The sequence below is a fragment of the Microbacterium meiriae genome, from assembly GCF_040702565.1.
Taxonomy (GTDB): Bacteria; Actinomycetota; Actinomycetes; order Actinomycetales; family Microbacteriaceae; genus Microbacterium; species Microbacterium meiriae.
This window is the reverse complement of the sequence record NZ_JBFBLJ010000002.1, coordinates 917,188-931,497: the sequence shown is the minus strand read 5'-3', so window position 1 is coordinate 931,497 and position 14,310 is coordinate 917,188. Positions and strand designations below refer to the sequence as shown.

13 protein-coding genes are annotated in these 14,310 nt (G+C 70.3%); 7 read left to right on the top strand and 6 right to left on the bottom strand.

Going from position 1 to position 14,310, the window contains the following annotated elements; translation table 11 throughout:
* Positions 1–200: 200 nt before the first annotated feature.
* Positions 201–1,010, top strand: coding sequence for a M57 family metalloprotease (locus AB0310_RS11930; RefSeq protein ID WP_187663075.1), 810 nt, complete (start codon positions 201–203; stop codon positions 1,008–1,010).
* Between the two features lie 82 nt (positions 1,011–1,092).
* Here AB0310_RS11930 and AB0310_RS11925 read toward each other — a convergent pair whose 3' ends face one another.
* The 5 genes from AB0310_RS11925 to AB0310_RS11905 all read right to left on the bottom strand — a co-directional run bounded on the left by AB0310_RS11925 (position 1,093) and on the right by AB0310_RS11905 (position 7,031).
* On the bottom strand, positions 1,093–2,088 hold the full coding sequence (locus AB0310_RS11925) for a LacI family DNA-binding transcriptional regulator (protein ID WP_187664081.1): 996 nt from the start codon (positions 2,086–2,088) through the stop codon (positions 1,093–1,095).
* A gap of 128 nt (positions 2,089–2,216) precedes the next feature.
* Positions 2,217–3,647, bottom strand: coding sequence for a GH1 family beta-glucosidase (locus AB0310_RS11920; protein ID WP_366237324.1), 1,431 nt, complete (start codon positions 3,645–3,647; stop codon positions 2,217–2,219).
* A 5-nt stretch (positions 3,648–3,652) separates the two neighbouring features.
* Positions 3,653–4,543, bottom strand: coding sequence for a carbohydrate ABC transporter permease (locus AB0310_RS11915; protein WP_366237323.1), 891 nt, complete (start codon positions 4,541–4,543; stop codon positions 3,653–3,655).
* The gene (locus AB0310_RS11910) at positions 4,540–5,580 is read right to left on the bottom strand and encodes a carbohydrate ABC transporter permease (protein ID WP_187663072.1); all 1,041 of its coding nucleotides are present in this window, start codon (positions 5,578–5,580) and stop codon (positions 4,540–4,542) included. Before AB0310_RS11910 ends, AB0310_RS11915 begins: the two co-directional genes overlap by 4 nt.
* Positions 5,581–5,714: 134 nt before the next feature.
* Positions 5,715–7,031: an ABC transporter substrate-binding protein gene (locus AB0310_RS11905; protein WP_259952930.1), complete on the bottom strand. Its 1,317-nt coding sequence runs from the start codon at positions 7,029–7,031 to the stop codon at positions 5,715–5,717.
* Between the two features lie 232 nt (positions 7,032–7,263).
* Here AB0310_RS11905 and AB0310_RS11900 point away from each other — a divergent pair, with 232 nt between their 5' ends.
* From AB0310_RS11900 to purQ, 3 genes are all read left to right on the top strand, one after another.
* Complete coding sequence (locus AB0310_RS11900; protein WP_280565205.1) at positions 7,264–7,794, top strand: adenine phosphoribosyltransferase; 531 nt, start codon at positions 7,264–7,266, stop codon at positions 7,792–7,794.
* A 153-nt stretch (positions 7,795–7,947) separates the two neighbouring features.
* The gene (purS, locus tag AB0310_RS11895; protein WP_050304938.1) at positions 7,948–8,196 is read left to right on the top strand and encodes a phosphoribosylformylglycinamidine synthase subunit PurS; all 249 of its coding nucleotides are present in this window, start codon (positions 7,948–7,950) and stop codon (positions 8,194–8,196) included.
* The gene (purQ, locus tag AB0310_RS11890; protein WP_187663069.1) at positions 8,193–8,900 is read left to right on the top strand and encodes a phosphoribosylformylglycinamidine synthase subunit PurQ; all 708 of its coding nucleotides are present in this window, start codon (positions 8,193–8,195) and stop codon (positions 8,898–8,900) included. The genes purS and purQ overlap by 4 nt, the downstream gene beginning before the upstream one ends.
* Before the next feature lie 97 nt (positions 8,901–8,997).
* On the opposite strand, the gene AB0310_RS11885 is transcribed toward purQ, so the two are convergent.
* Positions 8,998–10,254 (bottom strand): YyaL domain-containing protein, encoded by a 1,257-nt coding sequence (locus AB0310_RS11885; RefSeq protein WP_366237322.1) that lies wholly within the window; start codon positions 10,252–10,254, stop codon positions 8,998–9,000.
* Between the two features lie 215 nt (positions 10,255–10,469).
* Here AB0310_RS11885 and AB0310_RS11880 point away from each other — a divergent pair, with 215 nt between their 5' ends.
* The 3 genes from AB0310_RS11880 (at position 10,470) to AB0310_RS11870 (ending at position 14,277) form a co-directional block, all read left to right on the top strand.
* On the top strand, positions 10,470–11,366 hold the full coding sequence (locus AB0310_RS11880; protein WP_101847638.1) for an SDR family oxidoreductase: 897 nt from the start codon (positions 10,470–10,472) through the stop codon (positions 11,364–11,366).
* A gap of 173 nt (positions 11,367–11,539) precedes the next feature.
* Positions 11,540–13,201: a glycoside hydrolase family 13 protein gene (locus AB0310_RS11875; RefSeq protein ID WP_366237321.1), complete on the top strand. Its 1,662-nt coding sequence runs from the start codon at positions 11,540–11,542 to the stop codon at positions 13,199–13,201.
* Positions 13,202–13,269: 68 nt separating this feature from the next.
* The gene (locus AB0310_RS11870; protein WP_187663066.1) at positions 13,270–14,277 is read left to right on the top strand and encodes a LacI family DNA-binding transcriptional regulator; all 1,008 of its coding nucleotides are present in this window, start codon (positions 13,270–13,272) and stop codon (positions 14,275–14,277) included.
* The last annotated feature ends 33 nt before the right edge of the window (positions 14,278–14,310 follow it).

Sequence of the window (14,310 nt, the reverse complement as noted above, 5' to 3'; positions counted from 1 at the left end):
TCGACGGTGACCCATCGGGCGGATTCCTGACCTGAGTGCAGAAAGCGCACGACGGGCCGTGTCGCGCCTTGACCCCGTCGAAACGGCGCGGTTAGCGTGAGCGGGCTTCGGCCCCTCGGTGGCAGCGATGCTCACCGTCCGGACCGGAGACCGCTCGCCCACCGGACGCGCGGCACCGCTCAGATCGAAGAGGATCTTCCATGCGATTCACCAAGAAACTCGCGCTCGCCGCCACCGCGGCGGCCGCGCTCAGCCTCAGCGCGGTCATCCCCGCCACGGCCGCGTCGCCCGACGACTCCGCGCCCTCGTACCAGGAGTTCGCGTCGTCCACCTATCGGGACGTGGACGGCGCCTACGTCGTCAACGGCGACGAGGTGATCTCCGGAAAGAAGGAGCTGCGCGCCTTCTACGACCGGCTGATCGGCCCCGAGACCCGCAACGACGGCCTCATCGTCAACACGGTCAACAACATCGACGACAAGTGGTCGGCGTCGCAGGTGGCCAACCTCACCTACTGCGTGAGCACGAAGTTCGGCAGCCGTCACGCCGACGTCGTCCGGGCGATGGAGGGCGGCGCCGCGCTCTGGGAGTCCGCGTCCTCGAAGATCGACTTCCGGTACGTGAGCAGCGCGGACGCCAACTGCACCACGCGGAACAACGCCGTCGTGTTCTCCGTCGAGCCGGTGGCCACGACGCAGTACATCGCCCGTGCGTTCTTCCCCAGCACGCCGGCCCGGCAGCAGAACGTGCTCATCGACGACTCGATCTGGAGCGCCGGAGCGTGGACGCCGACGAACGTGCTCGGCCATGAGCTCGGCCACGTGCTCGGCTTCCGCCACGAGCACACCCGTCCGGAGGCCGGCACCTGCTTCGAGGACAACAACTGGCGTCCGCTCACCCCGTACGACTCGTCGTCGATCATGCACTACCCGCAGTGCAACGGCAGCTCGGACGACCTCTCGATGACCACCGCCGACCGCACCGGGGTCGTCTCCCTCTACGGGAACTGACCCTCTCGTCGGACTCGCTCCGGCACCACCGAGGCCCGGTCGTCCGCGATCGGGCCTCACCCGTGTCCGGGGTCGACGCGGCTCAGGCGGAACCGCGGACGACGAGCTCCGTCGGCAGGATCGTGGTTCGCGGCGGATCCTCTCCCGCGAGCCGGGAGAGCAGCACCTGCGTCATCGCCTCGCCCTGGGCGTACATGGGCTGGCGCATGGTCGTCAGCGGCGGATCGGTGGTCAGCGCCACCGACGAGTCGTCGAAGCCGACGAGCGCGATGTCCTCCGGCACCCGCACCCCGGCGCCCCGCAGCGCCGTCAGCGCCCCTCGGGCCATGAGGTCGCTGGCGACGAAGATCGCATCCGGCCGCCCTTCCGCGAGCAGCCGGCGGGCGGCGTCGGCTCCGCTCGCCTCGCTGTAGTCGCCCTCCTCCTCCGCGAAGGGGGTGAGACCGGCGGCGGCGAGCGCGGCGCGGAACCCCTGCACGCGGTCGGTCGACGAGGGCATCGTGAGCGGGCCGGAGATCGTGGCGATGCGGGTGCGTCCGATGTCGACGAGGCGCTGCGTGGCTTCGCGCGCTCCCGCGACGTTGTCGACGTCGACCACGTAGTCCCCCTCGGCGCGGCGCACCGGGCGGCCGCCGTAGACGACGGGGACCGCATCGGCGATCCGGTCGACGAAGGCGTCACTCGTGTGGTGCGACACGATGAGAGCACCGTCGACGCCACCGTTGCGCACGAAGCTGGTCATCTTGTCGCCGGGGTCGTCGCTCGCGATCAGCAGGTTCAGGAGGTAGTCGGAGCTGCGGAGGGCGCCGGTGATGCCGGCCACGATCGCTGCGAAGAACGGGTCGCCGAAGAAGCGCGACGTGTCCTCGGGGACGATGAGGGCGATCGCGTGCGTCTGCCGGGAGGCGAGGGAGCGCGCGGCCCGGTTCGGCACGTAGTTGAGCTCGTCGATCGCGGCGCGCACGGCGGCGAGCGCTTCCGGGCTGACCGCCGTCGACCCGTTGACGACCCGCGACACGGTCGACCGGGACACGCCGGCGGCCGTCGCGACCTCCTCGATGGTCGCCCGGGGCGACATCATCGCTTGCTCTCTTCCATCGCCCCATTCTCATCCACCCGGACCCCGCCCGTGAAAATCCCCGCTTCGAATCGCCCGATTGGTCCCATCTCTGCCGCGGATGGAGCCAATCGGGCGATTCGAACGGGTCAGAGGGAGCGCGCGGCGATGATCCGGGCGTACTCGCGGCCGGAATCCTTGACCGTCCGCTCCTGGGTGTCGTAGTCCACGCGGACGATCCCGAAGCGCTTGTCGTACCCCCACGCCCACTCGAAGTTGTCGAACAGGGACCAGTAGAAGTAGCCGCGCACGTCCACACCGCTGTCCCTGGCGTCCAGCACGGCGTCGAGGTGCGCGCGCAGGAACGCGGTGCGGTCGGCATCGGGCACCCGGGTCTCCCCGTCCGCCACCACGACCGTGTCGTCATAGGCCGCGCCGTTCTCCGTCACCGAGAGCACGACTCCCGCGGGCTCGGCGTACTCGGTCCACAACCGCTGCAGCAGTCTCGTGAGTCCCTCCGGCTGGACCTCCCAGCCCTGGGCGGTGCGGGGCAGCCCGCGCTCGACCGCGTGGATGCCCTCGTGCGAGGGGTACGGGGTCCGGGTCACGTGTGCCGTCTCCGGGCCGCTGGAGACCGGGGCGTCGTCGGGCCCCGTGCCGGCCACGAGGTCGCCGTGGTAGTAGTTCACGCCCTGCGTGTCGATGGGCTGCGCGATCGTGTCGAGGTCGCCCTCGTGCACGGCCGCCTCGAACCGCGCGACCGCGTCGGGGTCCACCGCGCGGATGTCCTCCACGGTGTCGGCGGGATACGCGCCGCGGTAGATCGGGTCGAGGAACCAGCGGTTGAACTGGCCGTCCAGCCGCCGGGCGGCGTCCACGTCCGCGGGGTTCTGCGGGTCGGCGGGATCGGCGACCGTGTGGTTCAGCGTGATGCCGAGGTTGAGGGAGGCATCGCGACCGCGGAGCTCGCGCACCGTCGCACCGTGCGCGAGGAGCAGGTGGTGCGAGGCCAGCAGTCCCTCGGCGATGCTCGTGTGCCCCGGGGCGTGCTCGCCCCCGGTGTAGGAGAGGAAGGACGAGCACCACGGCTCGTTGAGGGTCGTCCACACGTTCACGCGGTCGCCGAGGGCGTCGTGCATGGTGCCCGCGTACTCCAGGAAGCGGTCGACGGCGTCACGGTTCGTCCAGCCGCCGACCTCCTGGAGGGCCTGCGGCATGTCCCAGTGGTAGAGCGTGAGCCAGGGCAGGATGTCGGCCGCGAGGAGCTCATCGACCAGACGGCTGTAGAAGTCGACCCCCGCCTGGTTGACCGCGCCGCCGTCCGGGCGCACCCGCGACCACGAGGTGGAGAAGCGGTAGGTCTGCAGCCCGAGCTGCTTCATCAACGCCACGTCCTGCGGATACCGATGGTAGTGGTCGCACGCCACATCCCCGTCGTCGCCGCCGACCACGGCCCCGGGCACCCGGCAGAAGGCGTCCCAGATGGATGCCGTCCGTCCGTCCTCGAAGGCGGCGCCCTCGATCTGGTAGGCCGCGGTCGCCGCGCCGAAGAGGAAGTCCGAGGGGAAGGCACGCGTCATAGGGGTCATCCTTTCACCGCGCCCGCCATGATGCCACTGACCAGCTGCCGCCCCGCGATCACGAAGAGCACGAGGAGCGGAAGGGTCGCGAGCACCGCGCCGGTGAGCACGATCGAGTAGTCGATGTAATAGCCGGACTGCAGCTGGCTGAGCGCCGTCTGCAGCGTCGGGTTCTGGGGGGAGAGAACGATCAGGGGCCAGAGGTAGTCGGTCCAGGCGGTCATGAACGTGAACAGTCCGAGGATCGCCATGGCCGGCCGCGCCGCGGGCACCCCGACGGTGAGGAACGTGCGGAACTGGTTCGCGCCGTCGACCCTGGCGGCCTCGATGAGCTCGTCCGGGATGACGTCCACGAGGTACTGCCGCATGAAGAACACCCCGAACGCCGTCACGAGGGTCGGCACGATCACCGCGCCGATCGTCCCCGTCCAGCCGAGCTCGCGCATGAGCATGAACAGCGGGATGATGCCGAGCTGCGTGGGGATGGCCATGGTCGCGATCACGAACACCATGAGGCCGTCCCGCCCGCGGAAGCGCAGCTTCGCGAACGCATAGCCGGCGAGGGTCGAGAACGTGACGACGGAGACCGTGATGATCGTCGAGATGAGGAACGAGTTGCCGAGCGCGAGCCAGAACGGGATCGCATCGAACACCTTCGCCGCGTTCGCGAGGAAGTTGCCGCCGGGGATGAGGGGCAGGGTCTCACCGCGGGTCGCGTTGGTCCCGCTCGCCACGACGAACGACCACCACAGCGGGTAGGCGCCGCCGATGACGAAGGCCGCGAGGAGCCCGTAGGTGAGGAAGCCGGGGCGGCTGCCGAGGCCGGCGCTCCCGCTCGCGGCGCCGCGCCGGCGACGGATCCGCTCCGGCACGCTGAGGGCCTGGGTGGCGGTCATCGCGCCTCCTCCTTTCCGGTCGGGCGGATGCGGCGTCGGGCCGCGCGGTTCTTCGGGGCGTCTCCGGTGGCGATGCGCCGGGAGATCAGGAAGTTGATGAGGCCGATCGCGACGATGAGGAGGAACAGCAGGATCGCGACGGCCGAGGCCTCGCCGAGGTTCCGGCGGAAGAACGCCAGCTCCCAGAGGAACAGCACCGTGGTCTGGAACTGCCGATCGCTGCCGCCGATGCCGCCCGCGGTGGAGACGTCGAACAGACGCGGTTCGGCGAAGATCTGCAGGCCGCCGATGGTCGCCGTGATGATGACGAAGATCAGCGTCGGACGGATGGTGGGGATCGTGATGGCGAAGAACCGCCGCACGGCCCCGGCACCGTCCAGGGCGGCCGATTCGTAGAGGTCGCGCGGCACGGCCTGCATCGCGGCGAGCAGGATGAGGGCGTTGTAGCCGGTCCAGCGGAAGTTCACCATGACCGCGATCGCGATGTGCGACAGGAACGTGTCGTGCTTCCACTGCTGATCGGCGATGCCGACGAGGTTGAGGAGGTTGTTGGCCAGCCCGTCCGCCTCGTTGAAGATGCTCGAGAAGATGATCGCCACGGCGACCGGCGTCACCACGAAGGGGATGAGGACGCTCATCCGCCAGAACGTCGGCGTCCGCAGTCCGCGGTCCAGCAGGTACGCGATCACCAGGGCGACGGCGAGCTGCGGGATGGCGGAGAGCAGGAAGATGCTCAGCGTGTTCCGGATGGAGTTCCAGAACATGCCGTCGCCGAGGATCGCCGCGAAGTTGCCGAAGCCGACGAACGGCCCCTCCCCCTTCAACAGATCCCACTCGTGCACCGCGACCCACACCGTGTACAGCAGCGGGAAGAGGCCGATGAGCCCGAAGAGGAGGAAGAACGGGGAGATGTAGAAGTACGGCGAGGCGCGGTGGTCGAAACGGGAGACGCGGGTGCGCCAGGAGCGTCGCGGCGGAGCGTCCGCCGCCACGGGGGCGGCGGCCTGCGGCTCCGCCGGCGGGGCGGTGAGGGTCATGGGCGTGTCCTTTGCCGGGCTTCGACAGGCTCAGCCACCCACTCGGGGCGCTGGGCGTCCACTCGGGGCGCTGGGCGTCCACTCGGGGCGCTGGGCGTCCACTCTGGGTCGCTGAGCCTGTCGAAGCGAGATGATCAGCCGACGAGGTCGTTCAGCAGGCCGATCGCCTGGTCCCAGGCCCCCTGCGTGTCGGTCTCACCGCGGTCGAGTGCGCTCAGCGCCGGGCCGAAGACGTTCTCCTGGATCACCGAGTCGTCGGCGCCCTTGAACTGCGCGACGACGCCCTTGGCACGCTCGGCGAGGATGGCGCCGGTCGGCGCGTCGTTGAAGAACGCGTTGGGCGTGGCTTCGTCGGCGAGGGACTCCTGCGCCTTGATGGTCGAGGGGAAGTTGCCCGCGGCGGCGGACTGCTTCACCTGCTGCTCGGGCTGCGTCAGCCAGTCGGCGAGCTCGGCCGCGGCCTCCTTGTGCTCCGAGGACTCCGGGATCGACAGGAACGCGCCGCCCCAGTTGGCCGCGCCGCCGGGGAACACGTCCGCGAAGTCCCAGCCGGTCGACGCGTCGCCGCCGCCGGCCTCGACCTGACCCTGCACGACGCCGAGCATCCAGCCGGGGCAGACGAAGGTGGCGAAGGTGCCGTCGACGAACGACTTGCCGCCGTTCCAGTCCCACGCGGTCTGCGCTGCGGACTGACCGCCCTCGGTCGCGGCGCCGAGGAGCTCGAAGCGCTCCTGGAGCTCGTCGTTGCCCTCGACGTTCAGCTCACCGTCGGCGGTGTAGTAGCCCTCGTCGAGCTGGTTGACCATGGCGTTCCAGACGAAGCCGGAGTGGTCGTACCAGGCCTTGCCGGTCTTCTCGGTGTAGTCGGCACCGACCTGGAAGTAGTTCTCCCAGTCGCCGTTGAGCAGTTCGGCGACGGACTCGCGGTCGCTGGGCAGGCCGGCGGCCTCGAAGGCGGCGCCGTTGTAGCAGATGCCGCTCGGGCCGATGTCGGTGCCGTAGCCGATGACGCGGCCCTCGGCGTCGGTGGCCTGACCGTACTTCCAGTCGACCCAGTCGTCCTTGCGGTCCTCGATGCCGTAATCGCGCAGGTCGACGAAGGTGTCGGAGACGTCCATGATGGCGCCGAGCCAGCCCTCCTCGATCGCGACGATGTCGCTGAGGCCGGAGCCGGCGGCGATCTTGGTGAAGGCGTCGGTGCGGGCGTTGCCGCCGGTGTCGATGTTGGTGGCCTCGATCGTCACGTTCGGGTGCGCCTTCTCGTACTCCTCGTAGAGGTCGTCGTAGCCGAAGGTGCCGAAGGTGGTGACGGTCAGTGTGACCTTCTCGTCGGCGCTGCCGCCGGTGTCGCCGTCGCCGCCGGTGCTGCCGGAGCAGCCGGCCAGGGCGAGAGCGGAGACGGATGCCACGGCGGCTGTCGCCAGGATCCGGGTGCGGGCACGTGAGTTCACGGTTCACTCCTTTGTGGGTTCGTGCGGGTGGTGGTGCGTGGGTGAGTTGTGGGAGCGCTCCCACAGACTTCCGTGAACTCTATGGGAGCGCTCCCACGATGTCAAGGGTGCGGGGGGCCGCCGGTCCCCGTTCACAACTCAGGAGAATCCGGATCCGATGCCGCCGTTCGAGCGCCGCCGGCCCGGAGCCCGCGAATTCTCCGGAGTTGTGAACGCGGCGTACCCTTGTCCGGTGCCCGAAGCCACCCTCTCCCCCGCCCTCACCCGCGCCGAATCCCTGATCCGCAGCATCCCGGACTACCCGGAGCCCGGCATCATCTTCCGCGACATCACGCCGCTCCTCGCCGACGCCGAGGCCCTCCGCGTGACGACCGAGGCGATCATCGAGCCCTTCGCGGGGCAGTTCGACGTGGTGGCCGGCATCGAGGCTCGCGGCTTCATCCTCGCCGGGGCGGCCGCCATCGCTGCAGGCGTCGGACTGATCCCGATCCGCAAGGCCGGCAAACTCCCCCGGCCCGCGGCGTCCGTCGACTACGCCCTCGAGTACGGCACCGCGACCATCGAGATGCACGACGATCTGCCCGCGGGCTCCCGCGTCCTCCTCATCGACGACGTGCTCGCTACCGGGGGCACTCTGGCCGCCGGTCGCGAGCTCGTCGAGCGCCTCGGCAGCCACGTCGCCGGCATCTCGGTGCTCTTCGAGATCGACGGCCTCGGCGGCCGCGAGGCGATCGGCGACCTCCACACCGTCTTCCACTCCTGACCCCCCCTAATCCCGAGACCCCGGTTTCCCGCCGACACCCCGATGTAGCGGCGGGCGCAGGGCGGGGTCTGGACGGGAGCCCGGGGTCTCGGCGGAGCATCGGCGAGCCGGTAGACTGAAACCGCCCGTCCGCCCGCGACTCTTGGAGCCGTCATGCCCACCATCGTCGTCGACGTCATGCCCAAGCCCGAACTGCTCGACCCGCAGGGCAAGGCCGTCTCCGGCGCCTTCGCCCGCCTCGGCGTCGAGGGCTTCACCGACGTCCGCATCGGCAAGCGCTTCGAGCTCACGGTCGAGGGCGAGGTCACCGACGAGGTCCTCGCCGAGGCCCGTCGCCTCGCCGACGAGGTCCTGTCGAACTCCGTGATCGAAGACGTCGTGGGCGTCGAGGTGGCGGAGTGACCGTCCGCATCGGCGTCGTCACCTTCCCCGGCTCGCTGGACGACGTCGACGCGCAGCGCGCCGTCCGCATCGCGGGAGCCGAGCCGGTCGCCCTGTGGCACGGCTCGCACGACCTCGAGGGCGTCGACGCCCTCGTCCTCCCCGGCGGTTTCAGCTACGGCGACTACCTGCGCGCCGGCGCCATCGCCGCGCTCTCGCCCATCATGAGCGAGGTCAAGGACGCTGCCGCGAAGGGCATGCCCGTCCTCGGCATCTGCAACGGCTTCCAGATGCTCGTCGAGGCGCACCTGCTCCCCGGCGGCCTGATCCGCAACGGGCACCAGCACTTCGTCCGCCGCGACCAGAAGCTCACGGTCGAGAACGCCGACACCGCGTGGACCAACGCCTTCCGCACCGGCCAGGAGATCATCATCCCGCTGAAGAACGCGGACGGCGGCTACATCGCCGACGAGCAGACGCTCGACCGCATCGAGGGCGAGGGTCTCGTGGCGTTCCGCTATGCCGGCGTGAACCCGAACGGCTCCCTGCGCGACATCGCGGGGCTGACGAACGAGGCCGGCAACGTCGTGGGACTGATGCCGCACCCCGAGCACGCCACGGAGCCCGGTTTCGGTCCGGACACCGCCGTCGCGATGCGCAGCGGGGTGGACGGTCTCGACTTCTTCACGAGCGCGATCGCCGCCGTCGCCCGCGTCGCCGCCTGACCCCTCCGTCGACCCACCCCTCTGCGAGCGTCCCACCCCTTTGCGGGCGCACTGACGAGGCCGGGTCGACCGCAAGGGGCCGGGTCGACGGACGAGGTTAGGGGAGACGGAAGGGGTTGTCGCCCACGGCCGCGAGCAGGTACCAGGCCGTCGTGCCGGTGTGCAGGCTCGCGTAGTAGAGGTCGCCGAAGCCGGAGTCGAGTCCGTCGGTCGAGGTCGCCACGATGCCCTTGCCGTCGCCGTTCGCCGCGTCGCGCTGCACCAGTCGGATGTCGGCCAGCAGCTCCTCCGCGCGCGCCTGGTCACCAGGGGCCCCGCGTTCCTGCAGCGCGAGGGCGAGGTGTCCGCTGCCCTCGAACCAGACCTTGGACACGTCCACGTCACTGATCGACGGGCCTCGGTAGGGACCGTCCTGGGCCACGAGGTGCGCGAGCGTCCAGTCGACGGCCGCTCCGTACCGGGCGTCCCCGGTGCCGAGGAGGCTCCACGTCTGCGCGTCGAGCGGGATCGGGCGGGTGTTGATCGTGCTGCCGTCCAGCAGTGTCCCGGTGTCCACGTGCACGTCGGCGCTCTGCATCGCCGCGACGAAGCCTGCGGCCACCGCCGCCCGCTCCGCCCACACCGCGTCGCCCGTGAGCTGGGCGAGCTGCGTGAAGAACCCGGCGATGTCGCTGTTGTGCTCGGTGGACTTCCACTCCAGCGGCACCCCGGCATCGGTCTGCCCACCGGTGTAGCCGTAGGGCGCGCGGGTCATGTCGGCGGTGTTGTCCTGGATCCACTCCCCGATGCGCACCGCGCCGTCGAGATACCGCGTCTCGCCGGTGGCGTGGAAGAGGCGGGCGAGCGCCATACCCACCCAGGCCTGGTTGCCGGTGAAGGTGCCGGGCCCGGTGATCTCCATGCGGCCCTGACGGATGCCGTGCGGCTCGTACGAGGTGCGGACGCGGCCGTCGCCGATGGGGTCGTTCTCCTGCACGAAGAGGAGGGTGTCCGCGACAGCTTGCGCGCGGCGCAGGTCGTCCGGCAGACCGCGGGCGGTGTAGGCGATGACGACAAGGGCGTCGTCGTAGACGAAGGAGGGCGTGAAGTCCCAGGACGGCGTGGTGAAGAACCCGCCCTCGTAGCTGCGCGGCAGGCAGCGGCCCTCGCCGTCGCAGAACTCGTCGACCCGGGCGTCGAGGAACTCGTAGGCGAGCGCGACCGAAGCGGCGGGGTCGTTCACCGGGTCGGCCGGGGGCTGCACGCGCGTGCCGAACGCATCGGACACGGCGGGGGCGGCACCGACGAGCACGGCGCCGACGACGAGAGCGGCGACGACCGCCCAGGGCGCGGATCGGCGGGCGGAAGCGGACATCACGACCTCTCGACGGCAGGACCCCCGGGGGACATGCCGCGAGCGACACGGGGGCATGTTCGCCACCCTGTCATGACAGGAGGCTCGAGGGGAAGTGTCTTTCGGCCACATGCGCGTGTACCAAAGCGACCGGACGCGTGCAAGGCGTTTGCCGGACCCGGAGCGCGAGGCGCACGATGGTCCTCCCGTCCCCGACCTCCCGGAAAGGACACCCCATGTCCCGCGACCAGTACACCTTCACCAACCCGGTCGAGCTCTACGCCGACATCCAGCCGCAGAAGCAGCACATGCGCGAGCCCGGTCTCGACGCGGACCTCACCCCGAAGGCCGACCTCGGCGAGGAGTCGTACCGCGGCACCGGACGACTGACCGGACGCAAGGCGCTCATCACAGGCGGCGACTCCGGCATCGGCGCGGCCACCGCCATCGCGTTCGCTCGCGAGGGGGCCGACGTCGCGATCTCCTACCTCCCTGAAGAGGAGGAGGACGCCAGCCGCATCGCCGGGATCCTCCGCGAGGCGGGTGCCACCGTGGCCACCATCCCCGGTGACCTGCGCGACCCGGAGTACTGCCGGACACTGGTGGCCGAGGCCGTCGCGGCGCTCGGCGGACTCGACATCCTCGTCAACAACGGCGGCAAGCAGGTCTTTCAGGAGTCCCTCACCGACGTGACGGACGAGCAGTTCGACGACACGTTCAAGACCAACGTGTATGCGATGTTCTGGATCACGAAGGCCGCCCTGCCGCACCTCCCCGCGGGGTCGACGATCATCAACACGACCTCCATCCAGGCCTACTCGCCGTCGGACATCCTCGTCGACTACGCGTCGACCAAGTCGACCATCAACGCGTTCACGAAGGGCCTCGCCCAGCAGCTCGCACCCAAGGGCATCCGCGTGAACGCCGTGGCGCCCGGACCGATCTGGACCCCGCTGCAGCCGAGTGACGGGCAGCCGCAGGAGAAGATCGACCAGTTCGGCCAGGACACTCCGCTCGGCCGGATGGGTCAGCCCGCGGAGCTCGCCCCCGCGTACGTCTTCCTCGCCTCCCCGGAGTCGAGCTACGTGCTCGGCGAGACCCTGAACGTCAACGGCGGCATGCCGACCCCCTGACTCTCATCCCCTGTCGACCCACCCCCTTCCGTTCCTCCCGGCCCCTTCCGGCCGTCCGCAAGGGGGTGGGTCGGACGGAAAGGGGTGGGTCGGCGGAGAGGGCGTAAGGGATCACCGAACCGTTTCGATACCTGTGGTGGCGGGACTGTAAGCGTTTGCAGTAGCCTGATCGCATGGCACAGCTCGAACAGATCGCAGCCCCCGGTTCCGAGTGGTGGCGCAGCGCCGTCATCTACCAGATCTACCCCCGCTCCTTCGCGGACGCGTCGGGCGACGGCATCGGCGACCTCCCCGGCATCACGAGTCGCCTCGACTCGCTGCAGGAGCTCGGCGTCGACGCGATCTGGCTCAGCCCGTTCATGACGAGCCCGCAGCGCGACGCCGGCTACGACGTGGCCGACTACCGCGACGTCGACCCGCTGTTCGGCACGCTCGCCGACTTCGACCTCATGCTCGCCGAGGCCCACGCCCGCGACATCCGCGTGATCGTCGATCTCGTCCCGAACCACTCGTCCGACCAGCACCCCTGGTTCCAGGAGGCGCTCAAGGCCGCGCCGGGCAGCCCGGAGCGCGCACGCTACATCTTCCGCGACGGCCGCGGTGAGAACGGCGAACTGCCCCCGAACAACTGGGAGTCGGTGTTCGGCGGCGGCATGTGGCAGCGCGTCACCGAGGCCGACGGCACGCCGGGTCAGTGGTACCTGCACATCTTCGACGCCACGCAGCCCGACTTCGACTGGAACAACGAGGAGGTGCAGGAGGAGTTCCGCTCGATCCTGCGCTTCTGGCTCGACCGCGGTGTCGACGGCTTCCGGGTCGATGTGGCCCACGGCATGATCAAGACCGAGGGCCTCCCCGACTACACACCGCCCACCGACGCGGACTCCATGGGCGGCGGCGAGTCGAACGTGCCGTACTGGGGCCAGGACGGCGTGCACGAGATCTACCGCGACTGGCACAAGGTGCTCGCGGAGTACGACGGCGACCGCGCGCTCTGCGGCGAGGCCTGGATGCCGACGCTGAAGGAGACCGCGCTCTGGGTGCGTCCGGACGAGATGCACCAGACCTTCAACTTCCCGTACCTGATGACGGCGTGGGACGCGAAGGCGCTCGGCGACGTGATCCGTGAGTCGCTGGACGCCTTCGGCGCGGTCGGTGCACCGAGCACCTGGGTGCTGTCGAACCACGACGTCGTGCGGCACGCCACGCGCCTGGCGCTCACGATCGACAACCCGCAGGGCGAGGGCATCGGCCCGAACACCCCGGACAAGCCGGACACGGCCATCGGCCTCGCCCGCGCCCGCGCGGCCACCACGCTGATGCTCGCGCTCCCCGGCTCCGCCTACCTCTACCAGGGTGAAGAGCTCGGACTGCCCGAGGCCATGGAGATCCCGGACGAGTACCGTCAGGACCCGACCTGGTTCCGCACGAACGGCGAGCGCTACGGCCGCGATGGCTGCCGTGTGCCGCTGCCGTGGGAGGCGGAGGCCCCGGCGTTCGACTTCAACGACACCGGACTCTCGTGGCTCCCGCAGCCCGCGGACTGGGCGGCCTACGCCCGGGACGTCGAGGAGGTCGACCCGGCGTCGACCCTGGCCCTGTACAAGCGCCTGCTCGCCGGTCGTCGCGAGTTCGGATTCGGCACCGGGTCGCTGGTGTGGGAGGACGCCGGCCCCGACGCCGTGGCCTTCCGTCGCGGTGAGGTCCACGTGCTGGCGAACCTCGGCACGGCTCCGCTCGACCTTCCGGAAGGCGCGGTCGTCCTGCTCCGCAGCCAGCCGTTCGACGGCGCCCAGGTCCCGGTCGACACCGCCGTCTGGTACACCACGGCCTGACACCGCGGCGCCCGTGGCGCGCTCCACCCGGGGCGCGGCACGGGCGTCTCCGATCCGAAGGAACGACGATGGCGAGCATCGACGAGGTCGCCCGGCTCGCCGGCGTCTCCACCGCGACGGTCTCGCGCGCGCTGAGCGGCCGCGGGCACGTGTCGGAGTCGGCGCGCGAGCGCGTGCAGGCCGCCGCCGCCTCGCTCGGATACGTGGTCTCCTCCCGCGCCTCGAGCCTCGCGTCGGGGCGCACCCGCAACATCGGAGTCGTGGTGCCGTTCCTCGACCGCTGGTTCTTCAGCACCGTGCTGTCCGGGGTCTCCGCGGCCCTGATGCGGGCCGGCTACGACATCACGCTCTACAACATCACCGCCGACAAGGACGTGCGCCGCCACGTGTTCGACACGTTCCTGCGCCGCCAGCGGGTCGACGCCGTGATCGCCGTGTCCATCGAGCTGGACGAGGACGAGACCCAGCAGCTCCTCGACCTCGGTCTGCCCGTCATCGCGATCGGCGGCCCCAATCCGAAGCTCGACACGCTCACAGTCGACGACGTCGCCGTGGCGCAGCTCGCGACGGAGCACCTGCTCGGCCTCGGCCACACCGAGATCGCCCACATCGGCGCGAACCCCGAGTTCGACATCGACTTCCACATCCCCACGAACCGACGACTCGGGTTCGAGCGGGCACTGGCCACGGCCGGCATCCCCCTGAACCCCGCGTTCCTGGAGCCCGCGGACTTCACGGTGGAGGGCGGCTACCGCGCCGCGAAGCAGCTCCTCGGGCGTCCGGGGCCGCGTCCCACCGCGGTGTTCGCCGCGTCGGACGAGATGGCGATCGGGGCGCTCCTCGCCGCGCGCGACCTCGGCTTCGCGGTGCCGGGCGACCTGTCCATCGTGGGCATCGACGGCCATGAGCTCGGCGAGTTCTTCCGCCTCACCACGGTCGACCAGTTCCCGCTCGGACAGGGCGAACGGGCGGCCGACGCGGTCCTCGCGAAGCTCACCGACCCGGAAGCCGTGCGCCCGCCCGCCGCCCTGCCGTACGAGCTCAACGTCCGCGGCACGACCGCCCGGCTCGTCTGAGCCGGGCGGCGTTCACAACTCAGGAGTACGGCG

Excerpts from the sequence above, each read along its gene's own strand:
- AB0310_RS11930 (WP_187663075.1), top strand. The coding sequence starts at position 201 with ATGCGATTCACCAAGAAACTCGCGCTCGCCGCCACCGCGGCGGCCGCG.
- AB0310_RS11925 (WP_187664081.1), bottom strand. The coding sequence starts at position 2,088 with ATGTCGCCCCGGGCGACCATCGAGGAGGTCGCGACGGCCGCCGGCGTG.
- AB0310_RS11920 (WP_366237324.1), bottom strand. The coding sequence starts at position 3,647 with ATGACGCGTGCCTTCCCCTCGGACTTCCTCTTCGGCGCGGCGACCGCG.
- AB0310_RS11915 (WP_366237323.1), bottom strand. The coding sequence starts at position 4,543 with ATGACCGCCACCCAGGCCCTCAGCGTGCCGGAGCGGATCCGTCGCCGG.
- AB0310_RS11910 (WP_187663072.1), bottom strand. The coding sequence starts at position 5,580 with ATGACCCTCACCGCCCCGCCGGCGGAGCCGCAGGCCGCCGCCCCCGTG.
- purS (WP_050304938.1), top strand. The coding sequence starts at position 7,948 with ATGCCCACCATCGTCGTCGACGTCATGCCCAAGCCCGAACTGCTCGAC.
- AB0310_RS11885 (WP_366237322.1), bottom strand. The coding sequence starts at position 10,254 with ATGTCCGCTTCCGCCCGCCGATCCGCGCCCTGGGCGGTCGTCGCCGCT.
- AB0310_RS11880 (WP_101847638.1), top strand. The coding sequence starts at position 10,470 with ATGTCCCGCGACCAGTACACCTTCACCAACCCGGTCGAGCTCTACGCC.
- AB0310_RS11875 (WP_366237321.1), top strand. The coding sequence starts at position 11,540 with ATGGCACAGCTCGAACAGATCGCAGCCCCCGGTTCCGAGTGGTGGCGC.
- AB0310_RS11870 (WP_187663066.1), top strand. The coding sequence starts at position 13,270 with ATGGCGAGCATCGACGAGGTCGCCCGGCTCGCCGGCGTCTCCACCGCG.